Genomic DNA, 25,443 nt, shown 5'->3' on the forward strand with positions numbered 1-25,443 from the left:
ACACTCCTTTATAGCCAGGTATCGGCAGGAATAAAAACGGAGGCCGCAGCCTCCGTTAGATGTTGCTCATCAATATTTAACTAACGACAGATGCAAACACATCAAAATAGGTAGGGAAAGTTTTTGCAGTGCATTTTGGATCATTGATTCGCACTGGCACACCACCAAAAGTCGCGAGTGAAAAACACATTGCCATGCGGTGATCGTCGTAAGTATCAATCGCCGCATTGGGGGTTAATTTTTCTACCGGCGTTACACGCAGCCAATCCTCACCTTCCTCGACGATCGCACCCAACTTGCGCAGCTCGGTTGCCATAGCAGAAATGCGATCCGTTTCTTTCACGCGCCAACTGGCGATATTGGTGAGACGCGAAGGGCCATCGCAAAAGAGCGCAACAACAGCGAGCGTCATTGCCGCATCGGGAATATGGTTGAAATCGCGATCAAAGGCTTTAAGCGGTAAAGATGGTGCAGAAGCTTCAATCCAGTTTTCACCTTTAGTGATGGTCACGCCAATTGCTTCCAAAGCATCAGCAAAAGCAACATCGCCTTGAATACTGCTAGCACCCACACCTTGCACACGTACGGGGCCACCGCCTAGAGCGCCTGCGGCAAGGAAGTAAGACGCAGAGGAAGCATCGCCCTCAACAAACACAGTACCCGGAGTTTTGTAGCCTGCAGCGGCGGGAACCGTAAAGCGCTCCCAACCCTCACGCACCACATTTACACCAAATTGCGCCATCAACTTGAGAGTGATTTCAATGTAAGGCTTAGAGATAAGCTCGCTCACCATTTCAATGTGCGTTTCTTTGCCAGTCATAGGCAGCGCCATCAAAAGCGCAGTCAAAAATTGGCTGGAAACATCACCGCGAATTTTGATCACGCCGTTAGCAGCGATTGTCGCGGGCTTGATCAGCAATGGAGGAAAACCTTCTTCACCCAGATAAGTAATATCCGCGCCGATTTGACGCAATGCATCCACCAAATCGCCAATGGGGCGCTCGTGCATGCGCGCCACGCCATGAAGCTTATAAGTGCCACCACTCAAGGCCAAGGCCGCAGTCAGCGGGCGAAACGCCGTGCCCGCGTTGCCTAAAAACAAGTCGATTTCTTTATTGGGGACGCCACCGGCGCTTTTGTTAGGAAAGCTGCCGCCAGTACCCACGATGGAATAATCATGCTCGCCCGTTTTGGTCACGCCCACGCCCAAGGCTGTCAAAGCCTCAAGCATACGGTCGGTGTCGTCGGATTTAAGCAGGTCGCGAATTTCCGTGGTGCCTGAAGCCAAAGCCGCTAACAGCAAAGTGCGGTTAGAAATACTTTTAGAGCCGGGTAAATGAACCAAGCCTTTCGCTTTGCTGGCAGGATTTAAATCGAGAAATTCCATCGTGAGCCTCACCGAGTATGACGATTGATCATCCCCTCTGGAGAGTTCTACATGCAGGCTTGAGGGGCATAAAAAAAGGCCTGCCAGTATAACCAAGCAGGCCTTTTCCGAATATGGTAGCTAGAGGCGGACTTGAACCGCCGACCCCAGCATTATGAGTTCTGGCAACTAGGCCATGCTCCGCCATAATCGAATAAAAACAATAGGTTGCAACCATGATACCACACGGTAAACCACATAAAAACTCAAAATGTAGAGATTTTTAGGTGATTTTAATTGAATGGTGTTCCTGCGTCTCTGCATGCGTTGTTTCTGTGGTACATGTCTCCTGTTAGTTTTGATTTGTTATATTCTTCAATCCAAAACCTGCATGTTTCTGCTTTTTTTCGTTGGGCTTCTGCTGCGTTCTCGCTTTTTATTCTGTTTTCTTCTGCTATTCGTTTTTGTTGTGCTTGGTATTGTTCTTGTTGTCTCGCTATTTCAGCGTTTCTAGCTGCTAGGTTTTCTGCTTCTTTTTTCATTCTGGCTTCGGCTAGTGCTTCCTCCGCTTTTAGTTTTTTTTCTAATTCCTTGGCGGCTACTTCGCTTTTATACGTGACTATTTCCCATTCTATCCAGTCGCTAAAAAGGTGTGAGGTTGTTAGCGCTATAAATAGTGCTATTCCAAATTTTAGATAATTAAATTTTTCGGTTTTTTTAATGAGTTCGTCTAATTGAATTTCTGTGTAGCTGCTCATTTTCCCTTCCTCCATCGTGTGGCAACCTTGGCCGCTATTTTGTAGCCTTCCCTTGTTTTCCTAAGCTCTCTAATGACTTCTTTGTCATTGGGCTTATTTGTCCTGCTTCGGGTATTTCTTCCCCGTACGCTATCCAAAGCCTGAATTCAGGCCATGCTTTTCCGAGTGCTTCTATTTCTTCATGTCTGAGTTTTGCTTTTCTTTGTAGCGCATTCGTCCACCTCGTGTAATTGATTCCTGTTTTTTGGCTTAGCTGATCTCTACTTATTTTTTCGAGTTCAACTAATAAATTTATTCTGTCTATTACGTCTGTATTTTCCATAAGTATTTATTACTGGTAATAATTACCAGTAATTGTTACCCTTATATCGTAGAAAGTGTGGTTCATTGTGGCGCAACATGGTTTAAAAGCCAAGCCATGAACATAAATACGATAGGTCAATATATGGCTACTCCTGAAGTGATTTTATTAACCGCTGATGACGTAAAAATCCGCTTTACCTTTCAATCTTGTGGCTTCTTCACTGCTTCGCTTGTTCCTTCCTCTTTCGGTTGCGACCCCATTACTATTATTTCTGACGTTGCCCGAATTCAGTCTTCTACTGCTTCCCGTTTTGAAATTTATTTCGATAAAGCGCTGTTTGAATTTCCTCATTCTGAGTTAGAAAAATTTAAAGAGTTTTTATCAGTTGTAGAAGCTGTCAAGGATGCTGCGTAATGTCCTTCGATCATCTAACACCTTTGACTCTTTCTGTTATTCCTCCTGTTTGTTCTCAGGAACAATGCGCCGTTTTTCTCGGTGTTACTAAAGATACTATTCGCGGCTTTGTTGAAACCGATGCGCTTCCTACTGTGAAGATTGGTCGTCAGCGTTTCATTAATTTTCAAAAGCTTCTTTCTGACCTCCAAGCTGGAAAAACTCAGTTTACGCGGGGTGACTATGAATAAGTCTTCCGTCTTTGGCCGCTCACTGCATATGGACAATATGCGGATTGTTCGCAGTGTCGCGGCCTCTTTTTTCAAATTTGTTTTTTTAGCGCTCCGCTTACTCGGTGCTATTGCTCCTGCTGTTTTGATTTTCGTCGTCATTTTTTCATTCGGCATGGCTTATGCCGATTACACCTTAATCACTTCACTTTCTGAGCTTACAAGTCGGGGCTCCGAATTAAATCTTTGTCCGACTTTTTAATTGAGGATTTAAAAAATGCTACCTGATTCTGTAATGACTGTTGAACTTTATGGCGCTTCTTATTTTAAAGCTGAGAACGGCGAAGAATACGTGTCCGTTTTCCTCGGCCAACAAGTTCAAGACGAAAAATCCGAAAACGCTAAAGGCATCAACATCATGAAAATGCCTGCTGACTCTGGCGTTTACGAAGCCTTGAATTTCAAGTCTTACCCTGTGGTTGTTGATTTGTCGTTCCGCTTGAAAAAAGCAGGCGGCGGCAAGCTCGGCCAAGTGGCTACAAAAATTGTAGCGAAAAACCATTCTGTTGCTTCCGCTGCACCGGCTCCAAAGGTGTAAGCAGTGGCAACTTTTTTACGGTGCGAAGGTGAAATTCTAATCGTCGATGGTCAACCTTCGTGCTCCGCATGGCAATCCGTAACTGAGGAAGAATTGCTAAACCAAGCGCTCGCTAATCACTTGTTATCGAGAGATGACTTCAACCAGTTAAGTGCTTGGATACTAGCAATAATGATTGCAGCAATGGGGCTGCGATTGATCTTAAAAACCTTAAACATCGGAGAAAAACCAAATGAAAAAAATTAATTTTTCATTCATCAACAAAAAATTGGCCACGGCTTCTGCGGCTGTGGTTGGCGTTGTAGCGTCTGCGGGTGCTTCTGCTGCCTCTAACCTTCCTTCAACTTTTGCCGCCGATATGGGCGACGTAAAAGCTGACGTGTTGTTAGTGGGCGGTGCGTTGATCGGCTTGGCGTTGGTTGCTGTGGGTATCAAGTGGGTTAAAGGAACCATCCTTTCTTAATTCCCCTTGTGTCGCTAGGGGGCTTTCGCCCCCTTTTTTATTGGAGGCTTCCCCATGTTTTATGACCCGTATTTTTTAATGCTCATCGTTGAAATTATCGCGCTCAATATTATTGCGGGTGGCATCTAATGAAAAAATACCTTTTTTTAATTTTTGCGTTGTTATCTTCTATTGCTGTTGCTGATCCAGCTCTCCCGCCTGCTAATTTCGAGTGGCGCACTCAATTCTATGTTGTTTCTATGGGTTATTACGAAACTAATCAGGAATATAGAAATAATATTAATAATGCAGCTGATAATTTTAGTTGTTCGGGTGGTGAGACTGTTTTTATTGGTGTTGATCCCGGATATAACCAATACGGATTTTATTGTGATCACAATTCCTATTGTGCGGCTGATGAAGAAAAGATCATGCAAACTAATATCGGGCCACCTAAAACCGTTCAAGCTGTTTGTAGAAAAAAGTCATCCTCAAGCTCTTCTAGCTCAAGCTCCTTGCCGTGCGAATATACAGAAAGCTGTTCTTCGTCATCGTCCTCATCATCTTCTTGCCCTTCCGGTTTTATCCCCTCAAATATTCAGGGCAATGCTACGTGCGTTCCCGATTTAAACCCGTCTTCATCTTCTGCTGCATCTGCCTCAAGTGCGTCGTCGAGTGATACAAGTACTTCCAGTTCCCCTAGTTCTTCTGGTAGTGCCTCGTCCGTTGCGTCCGTTGGTAATTCCAGTTCTGCCTCTGGTGGTGACACTGGTAGCAGTGGTAGTGGTAGTAGCGGTGGGAGTTCTGGCGGTGGTGATAATCCCGCGGTTACTGCAATGCAAAATTGTGAATTAATTTTTGGCTCGGGCAAATGCTCCGTTCAAACTTCTCAAAATGCTTGTCCTAATTCTTATACTTCCGGCGGTGTTGTTTTTTGTGTTGCCTCTGGTGCTGGTTCAGGCTCGGGTAGCGGTTCTTCGTCTGGCAATGCTTCTTCTACGCCTTCAACGGCTACACCGTCTAATTGTTCATCCGCTCCTGCTTGTTCTGGTGATGCGATTCAATGCGCTCTTTTAAAACAAGCGTGGATAAACAATTGTGATGGTATTAATTCAAAAGTGGATATTAATGCCACTGCTGATAACACCGATATACAAGCGCAATTCGATAACTTAATTAATAGTTCACCTGTTCAAACAGAAGCTGATGGTTCAATTAAAGATATTCATAAAAATATCGATATCGGCAACATGTCTGACGTACAGGATTTAATGAACTCATTGGATTCTGCTGCATCCACACCATCCCATGGTGTTTGTCCTGCTCCGCGCCATATCCAATTGCATTTGGGTAGTTTCCAGCTTTCTTATCAACCTTTCTGCGATTTCGCCACCCAAGTTTCTTATCTCGTTTTATTTTTCTTTTCCCTTTCGGGTGTCTTAATTATTTATCGCACTGTTGAACGTGCGTAAGGAGTCGATGAAATGATTCAAGTCATTATGGTTGCCATTCAAGGCCTATACCTTCTCCTGCGAGTTTTCTTTTCAACCTTGTTCACACGGCTCTGGGCATTTATTTTGTTTGCCCTTCCTGTATTGCTCAAAAAAATATTAGGTTACTTTGGCTTAGGCTTCGCGTCATTCGTGGGATTTAATTTCCTACTGGGCAAACTCTCAACATTTTTATTCGCTCGTTTCAATTCTATACCTGCTGACGTTCTCAATATCCTGTTGTTAGCCAAAGTCGATATAGGCCTGTCGATTTTATTTTCTGCCATGAGTGTGGCAATTGCTATCAAGATTGCGACTCGTTCTGTATCTGTGGTTAAACAAGGGAGCATGACTGCATGATCCACTTAATAACGGGTATACCAGGCGCATCGAAAACCTTAAATACAATCGCCTACATTGATAGCAATCCAGACTTTGCCAATCGCCCAATTTATTACATACGAATTAAGGAACTCACCTTACCGTGGATTGAATTAAACGAAGACGGGATAAGAGATTGGCAGTCATTACCAGATGGCTCCATTATCGTTATCGATGAAGCTCAATATATTTTCCCGACCCGCGACCCAAAGAAACCTTTACCAGAATTCATCCTCGCGTTATCTGAGCATCGTCACCGTGGTTTTGACTTCTTTGTCATTACCCAATCCCCAATGCTCTTAGACGCGGGTTTCCGGCGGTTTGTCGGCAAACACACGCATTATGAACGTGTGTTTGGTATGCAATCAGCCAAGCGCTTTGAATGGGAAAAATGTCAAAGTGATGTAGACGATTTCTTTATTCGTAAATCGGCGGTGATCAGTCGTGTTTCCTTTCCCAAAAAATATTTTGGCGTTTATAAATCCGCTGAGATTCACACGGTTAAACGAAAAATCCCTTTTAAGGTATTCGCGCCATTTTTATTGTTGGCTTTGATCATCGGTGTTGGCTGGTATCACTTCCATGATCGCTTCGACCCGCCTTCTGTTGAACCTTTGAAAGAAAAGGTGAAAGAAATAACTGACGTTAACGCCTTCGCTTCAAACTCCATGAACGGCTCAAAACCAAAACGTCCCTTAACCCAGCAAGAATATATCGAACTACGCACACCTAGAATCGCTGACGTTCCTTCTAGCGCTCCAATATATGACGAACTCACTAAACCAAAGTCCTTCCCCAAAACGCAATGTATGCGCTCTGAGGCCACTCACATTTGTCAGTGCTACACCCAACAGGCTACCAAGCTCAACATCTCTGAATCGGTCTGCAATTCGATTGTTGATAGTGGCTATTTCGACGATACAAAGTCGGATTTGCCGGAGCCATCAGCCGAGGGCGCGGGCAAAAGCGAAGCGCCGCGCACGGCTGGCGGCTCCTTTACGTCCTTGTAACACGTAATTAATAAGGGGGGTGATCAAACACACACAACCACAAAGCGCCACACAACCTCGTTTTTTAACCGCTTTTTAAATAACAGGATTATCCGCATGAGATACGAAAATAAGTTTTGGCACCGTGAAGGTAACCATTTTTACAACCAATCCACTTCTGTTGATCTTTCAGGCTTGCGCTATCTTCATTGCGGCGTTGATACCATTAAGCAACTTTACAATTGCCTGCTCAATCAGGACGTTCTAGCGTACATTGCGCGCGAATACGAATCCTCCTCCCACTTCCTTACGGTCAATGATCGTGACTGGCTCATCACACGTTCCAGCAAGGCTTCCGGCTATCAGTACATTTTGAAAAATTTGGATTTGGGCTTTGTGGTTTTAATTAAGTCTTTCTACGCCGAACCGGATTTATCCGCTTCGCACTTAAAAATCGAATGCACTCCGCAACTTATCGCCGAACATACTCCACAATCACTGACTAAATTAATCAACGAGATTGCCTCTGATTTCGCTTATCAGCTCGTTCCTTCCGGTGTGAGTTGTCATATTGCTGTCGATGTGAAAGGCTTTCAGGTGCCTGCTGATTTTGAGTCTCGTTTGGTGGCAAAGGCTAAGCGCCAATTTAAATTCAATTCGATCTCAAATGCTCAAGCTGATTTGAATGAAACCGCTGTGATTTATGGTGCTGGTCAGTCTTACACCTTTGGCAGTGCTGGTGGTTTGCAATTTTGTGTTTATGACAAGGTGTCCGAATCTCTAAAAACCGATAAATATCAGTTCTGGTGTGATCAGTGGTCTAAGGTTCCTGCGGCTAATTTTGATGGGGATTTTTCTCAACAAAATATTTCTGAATTCCAACATGGCGATACTGTTCATCGTATCGAGGCTCGTTTCCATCACTCGGTTATTAATCAATTTTGTTGGGGCACCGTTGGCACAGACGGTAAAAACATCTCAATTAAAACGTACGCTGATTTAGCGCCTCATCTAACTGCACTCTGGCAATATTCCCTGAATAATTTCAGGCTTCAATATTCAACCAGCTATATCGATCCGGTGTGGCAGTATTTAATTGAGGACATTCAGTTTTTCTGCCCTTCTCCTGTCCTTGAATATTGTCGCAAGCCTAAACCTCCGTGTGAAAATTCCAATCGCAATGTCGCGTTCTGGCTCGGCAACCAAATTAGACTTTATGCTCGTAAACGTTTTAAAACTTCGTTTGTAGTTTCCAGAATTCTTTCCGCTGGGTTAGATGCTGAACTTGCAAATTATTTCGGGTGTAAACTATATGGTGAGTCTGAATTTTTGCATGAAGTATTAACCGAATTTGTCGATAAAAAACTTCGTCACCATATTTTGAACGGTGTGGCTGCATGATCCAAAAGCTTGAAGATGGTCGCTACAAATTAGATTTTTATCCTGCGGGTCGTAATGGCCCTCGCGTTGTTCGTATTCGTGAAACGCGTAAAGAGCTAAAGCAAATTCAGGCTGATTTTGAAGCGGCGGTGAAAGTTGCTCCGCTCAATTATGCGGCTGATAAACGTAAGCTTTCCGAACTGGTGAATCTTTGGTTTACATTGCACGGCGTCACTCTGCGGGATTCCAAAACACGGCTTGCACGTACCTTGGCCATTTGTACCGCCTTGGGTGATCCTGCGGTTAACCAATTTACGGCTGCTCACTTTTCCCGCTACCGTGAAAAGCGCTTAACTGAAGTGTCAGTGTCCACGGTCAATCATGAAACCCGATACCTGCGGGCAGTGTTCTCTGAGCTGATTCGCTTGGAGCAATACCACGGCAAAAACCCACTGGCTAAGATTCGCACTTTTGCTGAGCGTGAACGGGAATTATCGTTTTTGACTTCTGAGCAAATCGAGGTGTTGCTAAAGGCGTGTGATGAGTCCTCTAACAACCACTGTGGGGCTGTTGCTCGTTTATGTCTGGCTACCGGTGCTCGCTGGGGTGAAGCTAACGCATTGACCCGTAAATCGCTATTTCCGGATCGGGTGGTTTTCTCTGATACAAAGAATGGGAAAGTTCGTGTCGTGCCTATAACGCCCGATTTCAGCGCTTATCTATCGTCCCTCGCCTATCCCTTCGGACAATCCCTCTTTTCGAGCTGTAAGGGGGCTTTCAGGAAGGCTGTTGATCGTTCGGGTATCCAGTTACCTGACGGGCAATTAACTCACGTCCTGCGCCATACCTTTGCCAGTCACTACTTGATTAACGGTGGGGATATTTTGGCTCTGCAACGCATTCTGGGTCATTCCGATTTGAAAGTGACTATGCGGTATGCGCACCTTGCACCGGACTATATGGCTTCGGTAACCAAGCTATCGCCTATGAGTGGTTTTGGCTTTTAAGTGACAACCCTTTTTGTAAGGGTGAGTGTTCGCGGTGTCTGAATCTTGCGGCCAAAGTTTGTACAGTCGCCCTTACAAAAAGGGTTTTTTGAGGGAATGTAGTAGCTTTGTAGTAATAAATAAAAAAGGGTTACAGACGCTAATCCGTAACCCTTTGAAAAATATGGTAGCTAGAGGCGGACTTGAACCGCCGACCCCAGCATTATGAGTGCTGTGCTCTAACCGGCTGAGCTATCTAGCCATATCAAGGGCGCGCATTTTGGCTTTTGGGGCGGATATTGTCAACCCTAAAACTGCGGAAAGGCTTTAGCTGGGGAAAGCCAGCATACCTTCTCATCGTGTTGGTTTAATAATGTTCAAAATCTTCAAAGATACGAACCCTTTGACGCTTGAGTTAGGTACCTAACGGTTAAATAGCGCGTGTTTACATAAAATTAAATGATGACCTTTTACCTATGTGAGGTTTCCAAATGAATCACGCAGAAGCGATTTGCCCGCTATTGCAGGGCGCCAAAGAAGTTGGCACTGAGCTAATTAAATCCATCGAACCAGAACAAGATTTCGTACTGTCCCAACGTGAAGCAATAGCCGCGAGCCCGGAATACTTGGCGGTTTGTGGTGAGGAAGACCCCGGAGAAGGATTAGAGTTTTTGGTCACGTCGGATCCCGAGTTGCACTTTCAACATTGAAGGGAGTTGAAAATGCCTTCTACCAAAGAAAAAGATTATGAGCATGCGAATGATCGCCAGAATGGTCCAAAGGAACGCATGGAAGGCGGCGACCAAACGGATGATATTGATATCAATGATCCAGAAACGAGAGAAAAGCATTTGAAAGGAATTAAACATCAAGAGCGGAAAAATTTAGAGAAATAACCTCAGCTCTCGCGCACTTTATCAACACGAATATTCAAACAGACATCCCTGCGGCATGCATTATTATTTTAATTAACAACGCAATTACAGCCAAAGCGAGCACACTTGCCGCCCAAATGAATAAAAGCCAGCCCACACGAACCCACCAAGCGTGCTTGGGATTATCGTCAGTCTGAATGCCAATTTTTCTGTTCAACATTAGTGATCGTACCCCATACCCGGTTTTATTTTCCCGCGAAACACGTAGTAGGCCCAGAAGGTATACGCCAGAATAATTGGGATAATAAATAGCGCACCCACTAGCACAAACCCCTGGCTTTGCGGAGGAGAAGCAGCCTGCCAAATGGAAATATTGGGTGGAATAATGTGTGGCCACAAACTAATTCCCAAGCCGCTATAACCTAAAAAAACCAGACATAGCGTAAAAATAAATGGCTTAACGTGCGCACGCTGCTGAATAGCGCGAAGCAACAAAAAGGTAAATACACCTACCAATAAAGGAACAGGTGAAAGCCACAGAATATTTGGAAAACTAAACCAGCGAGCCGCAATTTTTTCATCTTGCAGAGGTGTCCACAGGCTAATAATTATGATGGTTGCTAACAATGCCCACACCAAATAACGCGTGATGACATGAGCACGTTCATGTAATTCCCCTTCGGTTTTAATAATGAGCCAAGTGCTTCCTAAAAGTGCAAATGCCACAACAAGCCCAAGCCCGGTAAAAACAGAAAACCAAGAGAGCCAATCTAAGGAACCACCAGCGTAGGTACGGTCAACTACAGGCAAGCCCTGAATATAGGCACCCAAAGTAACACCTTGAAAAAAAGTAGCAGCAATTGATCCACCTATAAACGCCTTATCCCAAAAGTGTCGCTCATGATCGAGCGCCTTAAAACGAAACTCAAATGCAACACCGCGAAAAATTAATCCAATCAGCATAAAAATAATCGGTAAATAAAGCGCACTTAAAATAACGGAATACGCAAGCGGAAAAGCTGCAAGCAATCCCGCACCGCCGAGCACCAACCAGGTTTCATTACCGTCCCACACTGGCGCAACCGTGTGCATCATAAGATCGCGATCTTCTTTGCTTTTAAAAAACGGAAATAAAATGCCGAGACCAAGATCAAAGCCATCCATAACGATATACATCATAATGGAGAACAAAATAATAACGGCCCAGATAACCGATAATTCAATGCCCATTATTTTTCTCCCCCGCTAACCGAATCACCTTCGCTTGCGTCATCGCGGTCAGATTTTTTTGCTGCAGATAAGGGCCGCATAGGCGTACGCATTTCGCCCACACCACCGTCAATTTTATCTTTACCCTCGCTTACCAATGGGCCTTTCTGAATTAGACGCAACAGGTAAGCGATGCCGGTGCCAAACACAGCAATGTAAACAACAACAAAGATAATAAGCGTTAAACCAACCTGTGTCGGATCAATACGAGAAACAGAATCGGCCGTGCGAAAAACGCCGTAGACAGTCCAAGGCTGGCGGCCAACTTCTGTGGTGAACCAACCGGCTAAAATCGCAATAATTCCGGCAGGCCCCATCCACATTGAAAAATGCAAAAAATGCCTCTGTGTATAAAGCGAATTTTTGTAACGCAACCACGCGCTCCACATACCAAGGATAATCATTAACAACCCGAGCCCCACCATTATTCGAAACGACCAAAAGACAATAGTGGAATTGGGGAGATCTTCTCGCGGATAATCTTTTAACGCTGGAATTTTTCCATCCCATGAATGGGTAAGGATTAAACTGCCTAAACGCGGCACTTCTACTTTGTAATGAACAGTCTCCTCCTCCATATCTGGCCAGCCAAATAAAATCAGTGGCGTACCCTGCTCGCCTTCATTCTCCCAATGCCCTTCGATCGCAGCGAGTTTTGCAGGTTGATGTTCCAGCGTATTTAAACCGTGGAAATCACCAATCACAGCTTGCACGGGAGCGACAATGAGTAACATCCACATGCTCATGGAAAACATTTTTCTAACGGGGCGATTATCATTGCCGCGCAATAAATGCCAAGCGGCTGAAGCACCGACAAGCAAAGCTGTTGCTAAAAATGACGCAACACTCATGTGCATTAAGCGATAAGGAAACGAGGGATTAAATATAACTTTTAACCAGTCAACAGGAACGGCGCGACCGTCAATAATTTCATAGCCCTGTGGCGTTTGCATCCAAGAGTTTGATGCCAAAATCCAGGTTGCTGAAACTAAAGTTCCCAAAGCAACCATAAGTGTGGACATAAAATGCAAACCGGGGCCAACACGATTCCAACCGAATAACATTACGCCCAAAAATCCTGCTTCCAAAAAAAATGCAGTAAGCACTTCATAGGTGAGCAGCGGCCCGGTAATACTGCCCGCGAAATCGGAAAAAAAACTCCAGTTGGTTCCAAACTGATAAGCCATCACAATGCCGGACACAACGCCCATACCAAAATTAACGGCAAAAATCTTTAACCAAAAATGATAAAGATCGCGATAGACCTCTCGCTTGGTGCGCAGCCAGCAAGCTTCCAGTACCACAAGATAACTTGCGAGGCCGATGGTTATTGCAGGAAAGATAATGTGGAAGGAAATAGTAAACGCGAATTGCGCGCGCGCCAATTCAAGTGCAGAAAACCCAAACATAATCCGCTCCGTTAACTCATGACCTACGCATAATGCGACACCTCTCACGAGGTGTCGCCAGACGATTATACGCTCGGTGGATCAGTTTCGCGCGCGTAAAAACGATGAGTGGCAAGTGCGGCTTTAAATTTTTCTAAACCCATATCAACTGATGATGCGTCGGTAAATATTAACGCTGGGTCTTCCATGCCATCCGCTAATATTGCGGACATTCCCACTTCGTCAATTAAATCTATCGCGGCACCTAAAGCCAGAATGGGCTTGCAGTGACGATATTGTTGGCGAACAAAATCTAACGCATCTGCATCCATCAATAAATCCTCAACCGATCCATCGCCATCTGCAATCACCAAGCCGTCATATAAAACAGATGGGCCTGCCTCTATGGAAATTTCAATATCCATAGCCTTTCCGTCAAGCGTAGCGATTTGACCCAAACGCGATGCAACAATGCGCGGCACCGCGCCTTCAGTTAATAAATCGGTGTAGATTGTTGCTACTGCTTCAGCGTTAATTTTATCGCCAACCAAAATCGCAACACGGCGCGTGCGGATTCCCTTTATACCTGGTCGTGAAAGTAACGATAAAGCTGGCGAAGGATCATATACATGCATAGGCAAATTTGCGTAAACAGGTGCAGGTGGTGGGAGCATTATGCCCAATCCATCTGCAACACCTTCTGCCAAAATTGGATCTACGTTAACGAGTAACGAGACGACCCGTTTCCTCACCGATAAAAATTGCACGCGCGATAACTCAAACCGGAAGGCAGCAATAATATGCATTTGCTCGGCCACCGTTTGGCTTTGCCAAAACAAGCGCGCTTGCGAATAGTGGTCTGCAAACAACTCCGGCTTACCGCGAACCTTATCTTCGGAAATGGTTTCAGGGAAACTGGTAAAGCCTGCAATTCCCGCTTGAAATGGGCAACCACCTGCTAAAGAGTTTGGCTCGTAATTTACGCGGCCACGGTGAATTGCTTGGCGATGAAATCCATCGCGCTGATTATTGAATATAGGCGCAACGGGTGAATTAATGGGAATTTCGTGAAAGTTAGGCCCGCCCAAGCGAGTCAATTGTGTATCCAGATAAGAATGAATGCGGCCTTGCAACAGTGGGTCATTGGTAAAATCAATTCCGGGAACAACATGTGCGGTACAAAATGCAACTTGTTCTGTTTCCGCAAAAAAATTATCGGGGTTTCTGTTTAACGTCATCTTGCCGATGCGTGTGACAGGAACCATTTCTTCGGGAACAATTTTAGTGGGGTCGAGCATATCAAATGGAAAAGTGCTAGCTTGTTCTTCTGTAAATAACTGAACACCTAATTCCCATTCTGGGAATTCACCAGCTTCAATTGCTTCCCATAAATCGCGACGATGAAAATCGGGATCTGCCCCACTTATTTTCACCGCCTCATCCCATACTAATGAATGCGTGCCTGCAAGTGGAGTCCAATGAAACTTACAAAAGATAGACTCACCTGCGGCATTCACGAAACGAAATGAGTGCACACCAAACCCTTGCATAGTTCGATAACTTCGAGGTATGGCGCGATCTGACATTTCCCAAAGCAACATATGCGTAGATTCAGGCGTAAGTGAAACAAAATCCCAGAAGGTATCATGAGCACTGGACGCCTGCGGCATGGCGTGGTGAGGTTCTGGTTTTAAAGCATGGACAAGATCAGGAAATTTCATCGCATCCTGAATGAAAAATACGGGAATATTATTTCCCACCAAATCCCAATTACCTTCATCAGTATAAAATTTTACAGCGAAACCGCGCACGTCACGAACTGTATCTGCTGAACCGCGCTCACCCGCCACAGTTGAAAAACGTGCGAACACAGGCGTACGTTTTCCCGCCTCCGAAAATAAATTCGCGCGCGTGACGTCTTGCAAAGATTCGTAGGTTTCAAAATAACCGTGCGCAGCTGAACCACGTGCGTGTACCACACGTTCGGGGATTCGCTCGTGATCGAAGTGCGTTAACTTTTCACGAAGAATAAAATCTTCCATGGCCGTTGGGCCGCGCAAACCAATTTTTAAAGAATGTTGATTGTCGGCAACAGCCACACCTTGATTAGTTGTTAATACTTGTCCTGTTGCGTCAACACGCACGCGATCAAGCGGATCTACGGTGGGATTTTCGCCTACGGCTGGTTCTCCGCTGCCTACTTTTTCAGACGCATTAATTTCGGACGACGTACTACCCGTAGCAGACTCGGATGTCGGCTCGCGGGTTGCTCCTGTGTAAGGGCAGCGAGATGCTTCACCATATTCCTGAAATTTATTTTCGTTAGTCAAGATCGCAGCAGATAGCTCTTTACCGGATGCAATTTTTTCCAGCAATCTATCTCCCACCTCACTCATCACACCAAGACCATCGGGGTTAGCTGAGGTTGATGGACCAGAAACAGTGCTCATTACCGAACCAGCACCCGCTAAATTTTCAGTTTTCTCTTGATCTGGCATGCTATAACTCCCGTGCAAAGATTAAAAAAGCAGAACGTAAAATCGGTGTTGATAAATTAATTTTCCGGCTTACCATCCAAAGGTTTTATTTTTGCCAATTGCGCTTCATCCAAACCAAATCCGGCGCCGATTTCATTGACATCAACAACACTTAAATCTTCATCCGCTGGCATATTTGCAGAATCTTCATGAGCGGAGCGCGCGCCATCTTCTTTGATAAGATCCTCTGGCTCCAGATCATCTGTGGGGCTTTGAGCCGCGCTGTCTTTATTGGCTATAACTTCAAGTTCACTCGCGTCAAACTCTGGTGAAAGTGTTGAAAACGAGGGTTCTTCCTCATCCGTAAAATCCAGCTCATCGTTTTCTACAGGAGGCTCTGAATCTGGATCAAAAGGTTCTTGCGGTAGTTGTTTCGGGTCTTTCATATTTTTCTCCTAACCAATTTAGAACCAATTGCTTGCAAACAGACGTAAGTTTTTTTTGGGGATTTTCCTTTTTCGCGTTTAGCTTCTAATTCGCCCATAAATACAAACCAAGACCCTAACAAGCGTGTTTGACGAGTATCGTTCGGCAGCGAACGGAAACAGAGAAGATTGGCGCGCAACCTTTCGATTGCACCTTATTGGCATAAAATTTATTTTTTTAAGTGCCATAAATATTTTGTACAGCGGGAGGAGTTATTTTAAATGCGTGGACACCACAGCTTCTTTAAACGAAATGGACTCCTTATTGTGTTTATGTCTTTCATGGTGTTGTGTTGGCTCGGACAAGCTTATACGGGATTCAAAGAAAGCAAGCAGGAGCGTTACGAAAAAGGACTACCACCCTTTTCATTTACCGAATATCTGGAATCAGGGCACTTCATTCAAGCAACCTTTGAAAATTGGGAGAGTGAATTTTTACAAATGGGCTTATATGTAGTTCTCACTGTTTTTTTATTTCAAAAAGGTTCCGCAGAATCTAAAAAATTGGATGGTAGCGAAGAAGTTGACCGAGAACCCAAAGTTCATGAGAAAGCACCTTGGCCAGTCAAAAAAGGAGGGATTTACTTAAAACTCTATAAAAACTCGTTAAGCCTAGCCTTCTTTTTATTATTTATTGTGTCCTTTTTTATGCATGCCTACGGCACCATGAAGCAAATTAACGAGGAAGAAAATAAGCATTTTACGTTACTTCAAACCATTTACGAAAATCGATTTTGGTTCGAGTCACTGCAAAACTGGCAAAGCGAATTTTTGTCTGTCGCATCAATAGTGTTACTTTCTGTCTACTTGCGACAAATGGGATCTCCAGAATCTAAACCTGTGGACACACCACACGATGAAACCGGTGGCTAACCCGCAATGTGCGCTCGAGTACGGAACTGGATTAAAGCCAACCCTAGTATTCACCGGCCAGTTTAAATTCAAGGAGAGCTTATGAGCGCGCTTATTTTTTCTCAATCTGCAATTTTCCGTTTACAGCAACTCGGCAGCCAGTATTATCACTACACAGGTGAACGCCACAAACTCGCAGAAGAAAACGGCATTCTCGATTTAATTCAGTGCAGCGCGATTATTCCTGACCGTAAAGTTCGCAGTGCCTATCATGCATTTCTCATGGAACTTAATAAATCACAAATTAACGCCTTACTTGAACGAGGCGTTAAACTTCGCTATCCCTATATGCTTCATTAACACTATAAATTTTGCAGCACATAAGTGTATATATCCACAACATGAATGGTGTTGTGTTGCCTATGACACGGGTTTAGAATCCCGTCTGTCTTAAGGAAAAATTACAAAAAGGAATTATCATGAAGAAATGGATTTTTTGTTTAATGGCTTTTGTGTATGCGTCACAAGCCTACGCTGCAGATTGCACTCAATTCAAAAAGCGAATTCACAAGCTTGAGGACTTACGACGCCATGGAGGCAGCTTAAAGCAAATGGAACGTTGGCGAATTCAGGCAGATGAGTTATCGACCAAACTTTCGCAATGCAATCGTGAACAGGCTATTCAAATTACTTCTGGAGCCAAAACCAAAGGCATTAACACTCCCGCCAGATCAAATCTAAAGCTGCGCAAAGCCAATAGTTCTGATCCGCAAATCCAGCGATTATTAGCCACCTGCAATTATTGGATTTCCGAGTTCAATAAAAACTCCAGTGCTACCAACGCCTCATTCAAAGATACCGCTTGCCGCGCATTGGATGACAAGCTAGCCTCCAATGAAACCTCATCGTTATCTGCCGAATCTGCGATAGTGAGAAGCTTGAGCGATTGCATTAAGCCCAATAACCTTATCGATAAAGACGTGCATGAATGCAGGCAAGGCCTGCGCAACCCTGTTTGGAAGAAATAATCATGAGTAATTCTCTGCAAGACCTTTTCGACAATCTTCCGCAGGTGGGCTGCATAACCTGGATTGGCATCCGCCCCGAGCGCAAGGCACCTATGGCTGAGCTTCAGAGTGTTCAAGCAATTGCAATGAAGGGATTACAAGGCGATCGCTACAAAAGTTTGAATGGCAAACGCCAAGTAACCTTGATTCAGGGAGAGCACTTGGAAGTTATCGCATCGCTATTGGGAATACCTGAGGTCCCACCGGAACTGCTTAGGCGTAATTTGGTTGTTAAAGGTATTAACCTGCTAGCCCTTAAAGACAAACGGTTTCGCGTGGGAAACTGCTTGCTGGAATATACGGGCTTGTGCCACCCCTGCTCTGCAATGGAAGCGACTTTTGGGCCCGGGGGGTACAACGCTGTTCGTGGCCACGGTGGAATTACAGCCAGAATTATCGAGAGCGGGGAGATCAGACTATCTGACCAAGTGTCGATTGTACAAAAAGATTAGTTGGGAGGGCGGATAAAAAACGAGTCAATGGAGCGCGCAAGGCCCGCTCCATTATTTATCTTAGAAACGATAATCTACAGTTGCACTGACTGAGCTGAGCTTGATGTCTTCTTCTTTGTCATTAGCTTTACCACCCTTGCCATTGGCAAGCACTTTATACTCCAAATTCAAATTGAATTTTTCGCTGATGACAAAACCAACACCCGCGCCATAAGACATGCCATTCAATGTATAGTCGCCGCTAAATGTATCAATCACAGCGTGAGAATAACCGAGCAACAAGTAACTCTTTCCAACCGAATTCGCGCTTTCCGTGCGGTAATAGAAGGATTCATAGTTAGTTATTTTGCTGTCACCCTCGAAAGAAGCGCCAACACGCACTTCTCCACCCACATAAGGATTTAGCTTGTAACCACCAAATAACTCTGCCGGGCTCCATTTGGTATCATCCAAATCGTTCCGAACACTCGAAACGCCACCACCTACGTAAAAACCGCTAAACGAACTGGTGTCTGCATAGGAGGTCGCAGCCGACAATGCGATCGCTGCTACAAGAATTTTTTTCATGTGGGTATCCTTTTATGGGAACTTTTTTAGAATTTGTAACTATGGTGAGATTCTACTCGCCCAAACAAGCCCATTTCAACCAAGCCGCTCACAACTCAAACATAGGTAGCATGAGTTATAGACGCTAAAGCCTACCTATACAAGTGTCTACCAGAGCGCAGCAGCTCCTTCATAGGTCAGCTTCAACCCAGCTATAAACAAAAAGCCATAGCTAATCCAATAAAATACCTGATCGGAAACACGATTATGCAGGTAAACCCCAAACTGCACTCCCAAGGGTGCGAGCGGTAAAAGTACAAGCGATGTCAGAAAGGACTCTGTATTAATCTGCCCCAGCCATGCGTACGGAATAAGTTTTATAAAATTGATAATAGAAAAAAATAAGACTGTGGTGCCGACCAAAACTGTTTTCGGCAGGTGCTGGGGAAGCAAGTAAATGGCAACAGGTGGGCCGCCCGCATGGGCAATATAGCTTACATACCCGGCAACGCTGCCCCAAAAGGTGCCGCGAACAGGGCTGGCTTGCTGCTGTTCGATTGACTCAAGAAAATGCCTACCCCAAAGGTAATGACACACAAAATAGATAGACAGTACACCGACTATCAATCGAATCATATCGGCATTAGTGATTTTAAAGGTGAGTGCGCCAGCGAGCGTACCAATCAAGGCACCGGGCATAAGAATTTTCAGATTGAGCTTGTCCCAAGTCCCACGAAAGCTCCACAGACTCACTGCATCCATACCACAAAGAATGGGAAGCAAGATTGCGGCAGCCAAACGGGGATCAATGAGAAGGGATAAAAAAGGAACTGCAAGCGTTCCCAATCCGCCCCCGAAACCGCCTTTAGACATTCCCACCAGCAGCACTACGGGCACGGCCAGTAAATAAAATGAAAGATCTGTTATCAATTTAGTTTAAAGTCACGCTGATTATGGAGCATGAATCATACGCATCCAGCGCTTAACTCACAGCGGAATTACATATTTTTATTTTTTATAGATTCCGGTCAGCCAAGATTTTTGTCCGCCACAAATGCATTGTGAGTACGCTCGTCACCAAAGGTCGACATGGGGCCGTGCCCGGGTATGAATTTTACATCATCCCCTAAAGGCCATAATTTCGTGCGAATCGAATTCACCAAATCCGTGTAATTACCCTTTGGAAAATCTGTTCGCCCGATAGAACCTTTGAACAATACATCCCCCACCAATGCCAATTTTGTTTCGGCGTCAAAGAAAATAACGTGCCCCGGTGTATGCCCTGGACAATGGTGAACGCGCAATTGAATATTACCAAACACCACCCGATCACCATCTTTCAAAAAACGATCGGGCCGGAAACTTTTTGGCTCGACAAATCCCATCATCTGCGCTTGCTGCGGAAGCATAGAGATCCAGAACGTGTCATCCTCATGCGGCCCCTCAATGGGCAACTTATTATGAAAAACATCGCACAAAGCTGCGGTTCCACCAACGTGATCTAGATGACCGTGCGTTAGCAATATTTTAACGAGCTGCAATTTCTGCTCTGCAATAAAGTTTAAAATTCGTTCAATATTGCCACCTGGGTCAACCACAGCGGCTTCACCGGTTTCATCACACCATAGGAGCGTACAGTTCTGTTGATAATGAGTTACCGGAATAATTTGATAGCGCAACACTGATGCCACCTTGAGTTTATTTATGTGAGAGCGCTAGCGCGCACTTTTTGATAAGATGCTGCCATCCTAAAACGGCAAAAAATACAGTTTAATGCAGGCTCCGCCATTATGAACGATAAATTATTTATTAAACTCCAACACTGGGTGCCGCAACATGCACTCTCACGTTTTGTGGGAAAATTTGCGAACAGCAAAAACCGTTTTATTAAGAATACCTTCATAGAATGGTTTATTAAGCGCTACCAAGTTGATATGTCTCTCGCCGCGGAGGAGAATCCTCGTGCCTATGCGTGCTTTAACGATTTTTTTACACGCGAACTTAAACCCGGCATTCGGCCAATATGCAATGAACCGAGCGCTATTGTATGCCCTGCAGACGGCTCTATAAGCCAATTAGGGAAGATTGTCGATGGCCGGGTTTTCCAAGCAAAAGACCAAGACTACACCGTTGAAGAATTATTAGGTGGCGATGCCGCCTTGGCTCAGGAGTTTGCCGAGGGTGATTTTGCAACAGTATATTTATCTCCGAAAGATTATCACCGCGTACATATGCCCTACGGCGGAAAGCTTCGTACTATGGTTTCTATCCCGGGAGATTTGTTTTCCGTTAATACAGTCACTGCAGGCCACGTTGCGCGCTTGTTTTCACGCAATGAACGTGTCGTCGCTATTTTCGATACAGATATAGGACCGATGGCAGTCGTACTTGTTGGTGCAATGATTGTCGCGGGCATAGAAACGGTTTGGGATGGCGAGCTTGCGCCCATGATGGGTAGTCGCGAAATCGAAGTATCAAATTACCCGTACCAAAACATTGTTTTAGACAAAGGTGCAGAAATGGGTCGATTTAAATTGGGCTCAACAGCGATTGTCCTGTTTGCCAAAAACAAAATTAACTGGGAACCGCAGTTTGCAGCAGGAACCACAACGCGCGTGGGCGTTAAGCTTGCGGAAAAAAAATAACCCTCACCTAAAACAAAGGCTTCCCTGGGAAGCCTTTGTTTTGTTCAACGATTATTCACTCTTAGCTGCTAACTTTTTTCTCATCCTGATGTTAATCATTTCTACGCCAAGCGAGAATGCCATGGCGAAATAAATATAGCCTTTAGGAACGTGAACATCGAAACCCTCCATAACCAAGGTGACACCCACGACGACCAAAAACGATAAAGCTAAGACTTTTACAGTTGGATGATTCTCTACAAACTCGCCAATGGATCTTGCAGCAAACATCATAACGCCCACCGCAATTACAATTGCTATCGCCATGAGCGTAATTTGGCTTACCAAGCCTACTGCAGTAATTACCGAGTCCAACGAAAACACTATGTCCAGGATTGCAATTTGCAGAATGACTACAAAAAAATTTGAACTACCGGTTTTAAGTTCAGCTGCTTCATCGCCACCTTCCACGCTTTGATGAATTTCGACGGTCGCCTTATACAACAGAAATAAACCACCACCGATTAAAATGATATCCCGCCCCGATATATCGTAACCAAAGGGGCTAATAAAAGGATGAGTCAAGCTCATCACCCAAGTTAAGGAAAATAAAAGCCCCAAACGAGTCAGCATTGCAAAACCCAACCCAAGCGTGCGCCCTAATGCACGTTGATGCTCGGGTAGGCGCCCCACTAAAATGGATAGAAAAATAATGTTATCTATACCTAAAACAATCTCTAATGCAGTTAAGGTTGCCAAAGCAACCCAAGCCTCAGGACTTGCAATCCACTCAAACATCGTAAAAGTCTCTACCAAATAATTAAAAGATTAATGCGTAATGCGCGAGATTGTACCCTGTCCACCATAGCGCTGAGCAATTAGTTTTAGATTGATGCTGGATATTCAGCACGTCAGTGCTTTTCCGCACCTAATTGACTGTTACTAACGAAAGCCACGTAACGGCCATCTGATGACCAGGATGGAACGTTAATCGTACCCTGCCCACCGTAAAGATAAGCAACAATTTTGGCCTCACCACCATCTATAGGCATCATGCGTAAATACACCTGCTTATAGTAAGGGTGTAACACAGGGTCTATATCCGGCATGTAGGATAAAAATAAAATGCGTTTTCCGTCCGGCGAAATATGTGGAAACCAATCATTGTAATTATCGAAGGTAACCTGCTTTGGATTTTTACCATCCGCATCCATCCGCCACAAACGCATTGCCCCGCTGCGAGAGGAGTTAAAATAAATATGTTTTCCGTCCGGCGTATATTCAGACCCGTCGTCCATACTGTTGTTATTCGTTAACTGTAACTCGTCGCCTGTACCATCGCTGTTTGCACGATAAATTTCAAACTGACCATTGCGACGTGAGGTATACAAAATATAGCGTCCATCAGGAGACCAACTGTGTAAATAAGATGGAGTAACAAAAGTTAACCGCTGCGGCTCACCGCCATTAATGGGGAGCTTATAAACCGACCAGTTATCAATAATATCCTTATCCATATGAGTAATACCTAGGATCTTTCCTTTAAATGACACTATGTGGTCATTATTATTTTTGGCTTCAAAGCCCGTATTAAAAAGGGATATTTTTTTGGTCGGAAGATAGAGTTTATACACTCGCCCGGACGAGTTATAAATAATGGTGTCACCGTCCGCTGTCCAGTTAGGTGCTTCTATTCCAGCGGCAGTTTCGTAAATAACTTTTCGTTCTCCCGTCACCACATCCAGGATTTCCAAACGGCTTCCCAGAAAATGATAATAGGGAATAAAATTTTTCCAAGCTGGAATAACCCAGCGCAAATTTTTTAGTTCAAGAGTACTTTTATCGTGCAAAGAAAAATCGCGATAAATACCTACGTGCAAATTTTGCAGTTTGGTTAAGTTATAACGCGCAATCACTTTTAAAGGCTTACCATAATTGGCGGCGGAAAAAATAATTTCCTTGTCGACCTGCTCCACTTGAAAAACATCGGGGTTCTTGACGAAGCCTTCACGCTGTAAGAGCGTCTTTTTGGAGTCTTGCAGTTCGACCGCAAGATTTGAATGACTATCGAACTTGGTCTTTAGTGACCCCCCTTCATCGGGTAATTCAATTTGCAATCCAAAATTACAAAAAGCCTGGCTTTTTAATTGAACAGTTAAGATAAATTCTCCGTAGAACTTACGGTAAGCAAACCCATTGCCTGTGCGAGTTGATTCTGAATCGCCAGCCTTCCATAAATGTAGTGTCTGGTTGGGATCAATGGAGAGTTCGCCGGCATCACCTTTTATACCGTCAAATATAGCGGTGTTGTTTTGTTGTGTTTCAAATGAGCTAGCAGAGGCTTGCAATGAAAATACAAAGCTCAGCAGCACGCCACATTGAAAAAGCACACGCAGAAAACGAACCATGAATAAACCCTGAAGGACGCGCATCTAAAACCTAACTTAACAGCAGTCTGCTACCCAATAACGCCCCAAAACGAGCTAATTTTAATAACTTTACATTGTACACAGACACCGGGATGCACAGATTTACAAGGAAGCTGGCTTTAAGGTTTACGCACAAAGCATTTCATAAAAAAGCCGCCATCAGCTGGGCTGATAGCGGCTTCGATAATTCAACATACATCTAGCCTTTAAGGCGGCTCAATAAACCTAACAAACCTGTCTTTTCAGTTTTCATCAAGTATTGATCGCGAATTCCAGAAATATCCACATCATAACTGCCCGGCTCAAGATCGCGTGCAATTTCAATTTTCTCAACTTCGTAACGCGTCTTTTTTCCGGAGTCCAGCAATGCTTGCTTGCGCTTGTCATCTTCAGCGAGATCGAGCAGCACTGATTCTTCCATCTTCTGCTTTAATGCATCCAAAACCACCATGACTTTTGGTTTCAAGCGGCGCTCAAAATTTTGTTCTACAACTACAGCAACTTCCCCAGTGCTAAGCTCTACCAAGGTACCAGTGGGATACAAACCTATAGCTCGAATAAACTCTACAACCAGTTCTTCCTGAAATTGAATATTACGCAACTCATAAAGCCGCGCAACAGCCTTGGAAGGCGCGATAGGATGACGAGAGCCGCGCGGGTTTGTAACATAATCATAGAAAGTCACAATGCCCGCAATTTTTCCTAACAGGGGAATTTTGTCGCCCACTAAATGCTGTGGAAAACCACTTCCGTTTAAGCGCTCGCAATGCGTTTTTACAACACTAATAACACGCGGTTCAACGCCGTGAGTTTTACGTAGAATTTCACATCCCAGCTCAACGAAAGTTTCGTAAACGGATTCTTCTTCCGGGTTACGATCGGCCTTCACCAACAAGGCTTGGTCAAGCATTACCTTACCAACATCTTTCAAGAGCACACCCAAGGCAAGTACGTCGAGATCGCGCTTGGGCAAGCCTATATGGCGACCAAACAAAATTGCCCAAACAGATGAACGCACGGCGTGGCTGTAGGTATATTCGTCTTTTTCTTGCACACGTGACAACCAAGTGAATGCATCGGGATTGCGCAACACGCTATCCACCATTTCACTCGCAACTTTCTTGGTTTCACCGAGGGAGATATTTTCAAGCTGCTTGTTTTCAAGCAGCTCAATCACTTCTACAACAGCGCCGTACACTTTCTGGTGCAGTTGTTTAGCTTTTTTAACTTCTTTTTGAAGCGGCTGAATTTCACGATAGAGATTGCGCTGGATTTTTAGTGGCGCTATGGGCTCGTTAATAACAGCATTTTCACGCTCACGACCGGTAACTTTGGTCTTACCAAACTTACTATCCAGCTTTTTCAAATTGGCGGCGATGGGACCACGACCACGTTCAACATCGATATAAACATAATTACAGAGACTTTTCAGTTGATTAACTTCTTGCAAATCACGGAGGTAAAAGCCTTGTAATGGAAAGGGAGTTTGCGACCATGGCCGATCAAGGCCGGACACATACATGCCCAGACTCAGCTCGTTCACATCGACCTTAACCTGCTTGATACCCAATGCTACGCCTCGCCTTATATTTTAAAATCAATTCCGTCTTACAGATGCTGGCTATATTCAAACACACATAAGCACGAGTGTAATGAAGAATA

At 44.5% G+C, this 25,443-nt stretch carries 32 protein-coding genes and 1 tRNA gene; 18 read left to right on the plus strand and 15 right to left on the minus strand.

Annotated features, from left to right (window positions below):
• Positions 1 to 76: 76 nt before the first annotated feature.
• The 3 genes from aroA to U1F02_RS14975 all read right to left on the minus strand — a co-directional run bounded on the left by aroA (position 77) and on the right by U1F02_RS14975 (position 2,446).
• Positions 77 to 1,387 (minus strand): 3-phosphoshikimate 1-carboxyvinyltransferase, encoded by a 1,311-nt coding sequence (gene aroA, locus U1F02_RS14965; protein ID WP_409991218.1) that lies wholly within the window; start codon positions 1,385 to 1,387, stop codon positions 77 to 79.
• A 272-nt stretch (positions 1,388 to 1,659) separates the two neighbouring features.
• Entirely contained in the window at positions 1,660 to 2,124 is a 465-nt protein-coding gene (locus U1F02_RS14970) for a hypothetical protein (protein ID WP_409991219.1), read from the minus strand.
• Positions 2,125 to 2,158: 34 nt separating this feature from the next.
• Positions 2,159 to 2,446 (minus strand): hypothetical protein, encoded by a 288-nt coding sequence (locus U1F02_RS14975; protein WP_409991220.1) that lies wholly within the window; start codon positions 2,444 to 2,446, stop codon positions 2,159 to 2,161.
• Between the two features lie 123 nt (positions 2,447 to 2,569).
• On the opposite strand from U1F02_RS14975, the gene U1F02_RS14980 reads away from it, so the two are divergent.
• From U1F02_RS14980 to U1F02_RS15030, 11 genes are all read left to right on the plus strand, one after another.
• Positions 2,570 to 2,842, plus strand: a complete 273-nt coding sequence (locus U1F02_RS14980) for a hypothetical protein (RefSeq protein ID WP_409991221.1) — start codon at positions 2,570 to 2,572, stop codon at positions 2,840 to 2,842.
• Complete coding sequence (locus U1F02_RS14985; RefSeq protein WP_409991222.1) at positions 2,842 to 3,072, plus strand: hypothetical protein; 231 nt, start codon at positions 2,842 to 2,844, stop codon at positions 3,070 to 3,072. Before U1F02_RS14980 ends, U1F02_RS14985 begins: the two co-directional genes overlap by 1 nt.
• A complete protein-coding gene (locus U1F02_RS14990) occupies positions 3,065 to 3,313 on the plus strand; it encodes a hypothetical protein (protein ID WP_409991223.1) in 249 nt (82 codons plus the stop codon). The genes U1F02_RS14985 and U1F02_RS14990 overlap by 8 nt, the downstream gene beginning before the upstream one ends.
• Before the next feature lie 15 nt (positions 3,314 to 3,328).
• Positions 3,329 to 3,649: a hypothetical protein gene (locus U1F02_RS14995; protein ID WP_409991224.1), complete on the plus strand. Its 321-nt coding sequence runs from the start codon at positions 3,329 to 3,331 to the stop codon at positions 3,647 to 3,649.
• 3 nt (positions 3,650 to 3,652) lie between these two features.
• On the plus strand, positions 3,653 to 3,895 hold the full coding sequence (locus tag U1F02_RS15000; RefSeq protein ID WP_409991225.1) for a hypothetical protein: 243 nt from the start codon (positions 3,653 to 3,655) through the stop codon (positions 3,893 to 3,895).
• Positions 3,882 to 4,112: a major capsid protein gene (locus U1F02_RS15005; RefSeq protein WP_409991226.1), complete on the plus strand. Its 231-nt coding sequence runs from the start codon at positions 3,882 to 3,884 to the stop codon at positions 4,110 to 4,112. The genes U1F02_RS15000 and U1F02_RS15005 overlap by 14 nt, the downstream gene beginning before the upstream one ends.
• A gap of 128 nt (positions 4,113 to 4,240) precedes the next feature.
• Positions 4,241 to 5,563, plus strand: coding sequence for a virulence factor TspB C-terminal domain-related protein (locus U1F02_RS15010; protein WP_409991227.1), 1,323 nt, complete (start codon positions 4,241 to 4,243; stop codon positions 5,561 to 5,563).
• Positions 5,564 to 5,575: 12 nt separating this feature from the next.
• Positions 5,576 to 5,941 carry a DUF2523 family protein gene (locus U1F02_RS15015; RefSeq protein ID WP_409991228.1) on the plus strand — a complete coding sequence of 122 codons (366 nt, stop codon included), beginning with the start codon at positions 5,576 to 5,578 and terminating at the stop codon, positions 5,939 to 5,941.
• Positions 5,938 to 6,972: a zonular occludens toxin domain-containing protein gene (locus U1F02_RS15020; RefSeq protein ID WP_409991229.1), complete on the plus strand. Its 1,035-nt coding sequence runs from the start codon at positions 5,938 to 5,940 to the stop codon at positions 6,970 to 6,972. Before U1F02_RS15015 ends, U1F02_RS15020 begins: the two co-directional genes overlap by 4 nt.
• Positions 6,973 to 7,323: 351 nt before the next feature.
• Positions 7,324 to 8,352 (plus strand): hypothetical protein, encoded by a 1,029-nt coding sequence (locus U1F02_RS15025; protein WP_409991230.1) that lies wholly within the window; start codon positions 7,324 to 7,326, stop codon positions 8,350 to 8,352.
• Positions 8,349 to 9,338: a tyrosine-type recombinase/integrase gene (locus tag U1F02_RS15030; RefSeq protein ID WP_409991231.1), complete on the plus strand. Its 990-nt coding sequence runs from the start codon at positions 8,349 to 8,351 to the stop codon at positions 9,336 to 9,338. The genes U1F02_RS15025 and U1F02_RS15030 overlap by 4 nt, the downstream gene beginning before the upstream one ends.
• Before the next feature lie 164 nt (positions 9,339 to 9,502).
• On the opposite strand, the gene U1F02_RS15035 is transcribed toward U1F02_RS15030, so the two are convergent.
• A tRNA-Met gene (locus U1F02_RS15035) sits at positions 9,503 to 9,579 on the minus strand.
• Positions 9,580 to 9,808: 229 nt separating this feature from the next.
• On the opposite strand from U1F02_RS15035, the gene U1F02_RS15040 reads away from it, so the two are divergent.
• A complete protein-coding gene (locus U1F02_RS15040; protein ID WP_409991232.1) occupies positions 9,809 to 10,027 on the plus strand; it encodes a hypothetical protein in 219 nt (72 codons plus the stop codon).
• A gap of 12 nt (positions 10,028 to 10,039) precedes the next feature.
• A complete protein-coding gene (locus U1F02_RS15045; RefSeq protein ID WP_409991233.1) occupies positions 10,040 to 10,213 on the plus strand; it encodes a hypothetical protein in 174 nt (57 codons plus the stop codon).
• Between the two features lie 34 nt (positions 10,214 to 10,247).
• Here the strand turns inward: U1F02_RS15045 and U1F02_RS15050 are convergent, their stop codons facing one another.
• From U1F02_RS15050 to U1F02_RS15070, 5 genes are all read right to left on the minus strand, one after another.
• Entirely contained in the window at positions 10,248 to 10,412 is a 165-nt protein-coding gene (locus U1F02_RS15050; RefSeq protein WP_409991234.1) for a DUF2474 domain-containing protein, read from the minus strand.
• Entirely contained in the window at positions 10,412 to 11,422 is a 1,011-nt protein-coding gene (gene cydB / locus U1F02_RS15055) for a cytochrome d ubiquinol oxidase subunit II (protein WP_409991235.1), read from the minus strand. The genes U1F02_RS15050 and cydB overlap by 1 nt, the downstream gene beginning before the upstream one ends.
• Positions 11,422 to 12,870, minus strand: a complete 1,449-nt coding sequence (locus tag U1F02_RS15060) for a cytochrome ubiquinol oxidase subunit I (protein ID WP_409991236.1) — start codon at positions 12,868 to 12,870, stop codon at positions 11,422 to 11,424. The genes cydB and U1F02_RS15060 overlap by 1 nt, the downstream gene beginning before the upstream one ends.
• Positions 12,871 to 12,935: 65 nt before the next feature.
• The gene (locus U1F02_RS15065) at positions 12,936 to 15,347 is read right to left on the minus strand and encodes a catalase (RefSeq protein ID WP_409991237.1); all 2,412 of its coding nucleotides are present in this window, start codon (positions 15,345 to 15,347) and stop codon (positions 12,936 to 12,938) included.
• Between the two features lie 56 nt (positions 15,348 to 15,403).
• Positions 15,404 to 15,772, minus strand: coding sequence for a hypothetical protein (locus tag U1F02_RS15070; RefSeq protein ID WP_409991238.1), 369 nt, complete (start codon positions 15,770 to 15,772; stop codon positions 15,404 to 15,406).
• Positions 15,773 to 16,033: 261 nt separating this feature from the next.
• On the opposite strand from U1F02_RS15070, the gene U1F02_RS15075 reads away from it, so the two are divergent.
• The 4 genes from U1F02_RS15075 (at position 16,034) to U1F02_RS15090 (ending at position 18,182) form a co-directional block, all read left to right on the plus strand.
• Positions 16,034 to 16,684 carry a DUF6766 family protein gene (locus tag U1F02_RS15075; RefSeq protein WP_409991239.1) on the plus strand — a complete coding sequence of 217 codons (651 nt, stop codon included), beginning with the start codon at positions 16,034 to 16,036 and terminating at the stop codon, positions 16,682 to 16,684.
• An 81-nt stretch (positions 16,685 to 16,765) separates the two neighbouring features.
• Complete coding sequence (locus U1F02_RS15080) at positions 16,766 to 17,023, plus strand: hypothetical protein (RefSeq protein ID WP_409991240.1); 258 nt, start codon at positions 16,766 to 16,768, stop codon at positions 17,021 to 17,023.
• A 119-nt stretch (positions 17,024 to 17,142) separates the two neighbouring features.
• A complete protein-coding gene (locus tag U1F02_RS15085; protein ID WP_409991241.1) occupies positions 17,143 to 17,691 on the plus strand; it encodes a hypothetical protein in 549 nt (182 codons plus the stop codon).
• A 2-nt stretch (positions 17,692 to 17,693) separates the two neighbouring features.
• A complete protein-coding gene (locus tag U1F02_RS15090) occupies positions 17,694 to 18,182 on the plus strand; it encodes an MOSC domain-containing protein (protein WP_409991242.1) in 489 nt (162 codons plus the stop codon).
• A 60-nt stretch (positions 18,183 to 18,242) separates the two neighbouring features.
• Here the strand turns inward: U1F02_RS15090 and U1F02_RS15095 are convergent, their stop codons facing one another.
• From U1F02_RS15095 to U1F02_RS15105, 3 genes are all read right to left on the minus strand, one after another.
• Entirely contained in the window at positions 18,243 to 18,749 is a 507-nt protein-coding gene (locus U1F02_RS15095; RefSeq protein WP_409991243.1) for a porin family protein, read from the minus strand.
• Positions 18,750 to 18,896: 147 nt separating this feature from the next.
• The gene (locus U1F02_RS15100; protein ID WP_409991274.1) at positions 18,897 to 19,625 is read right to left on the minus strand and encodes a sulfite exporter TauE/SafE family protein; all 729 of its coding nucleotides are present in this window, start codon (positions 19,623 to 19,625) and stop codon (positions 18,897 to 18,899) included.
• A 131-nt stretch (positions 19,626 to 19,756) separates the two neighbouring features.
• Complete coding sequence (locus U1F02_RS15105) at positions 19,757 to 20,410, minus strand: MBL fold metallo-hydrolase (protein WP_409991244.1); 654 nt, start codon at positions 20,408 to 20,410, stop codon at positions 19,757 to 19,759.
• A 108-nt stretch (positions 20,411 to 20,518) separates the two neighbouring features.
• On the opposite strand from U1F02_RS15105, the gene asd reads away from it, so the two are divergent.
• The gene (gene asd / locus U1F02_RS15110; protein ID WP_409991245.1) at positions 20,519 to 21,373 is read left to right on the plus strand and encodes an archaetidylserine decarboxylase; all 855 of its coding nucleotides are present in this window, start codon (positions 20,519 to 20,521) and stop codon (positions 21,371 to 21,373) included.
• Positions 21,374 to 21,424: 51 nt separating this feature from the next.
• Here the strand turns inward: asd and U1F02_RS15115 are convergent, their stop codons facing one another.
• The 3 genes from U1F02_RS15115 to U1F02_RS15125 all read right to left on the minus strand — a co-directional run bounded on the left by U1F02_RS15115 (position 21,425) and on the right by U1F02_RS15125 (position 25,351).
• Entirely contained in the window at positions 21,425 to 22,150 is a 726-nt protein-coding gene (locus U1F02_RS15115) for a TerC family protein (protein WP_409991246.1), read from the minus strand.
• A 113-nt stretch (positions 22,151 to 22,263) separates the two neighbouring features.
• On the minus strand, positions 22,264 to 23,760 hold the full coding sequence (locus tag U1F02_RS15120) for a TolB family protein (RefSeq protein WP_409991247.1): 1,497 nt from the start codon (positions 23,758 to 23,760) through the stop codon (positions 22,264 to 22,266).
• 220 nt (positions 23,761 to 23,980) lie between these two features.
• A complete protein-coding gene (locus tag U1F02_RS15125) occupies positions 23,981 to 25,351 on the minus strand; it encodes an HD-GYP domain-containing protein (RefSeq protein WP_409991248.1) in 1,371 nt (456 codons plus the stop codon).
• Between the last annotated feature and the right edge of the window lie 92 nt (positions 25,352 to 25,443).

It is taken from the genome of Cellvibrio sp. (assembly GCF_046347455.1).
Classification (GTDB): domain Bacteria; phylum Pseudomonadota; class Gammaproteobacteria; order Pseudomonadales; family Cellvibrionaceae; genus Cellvibrio.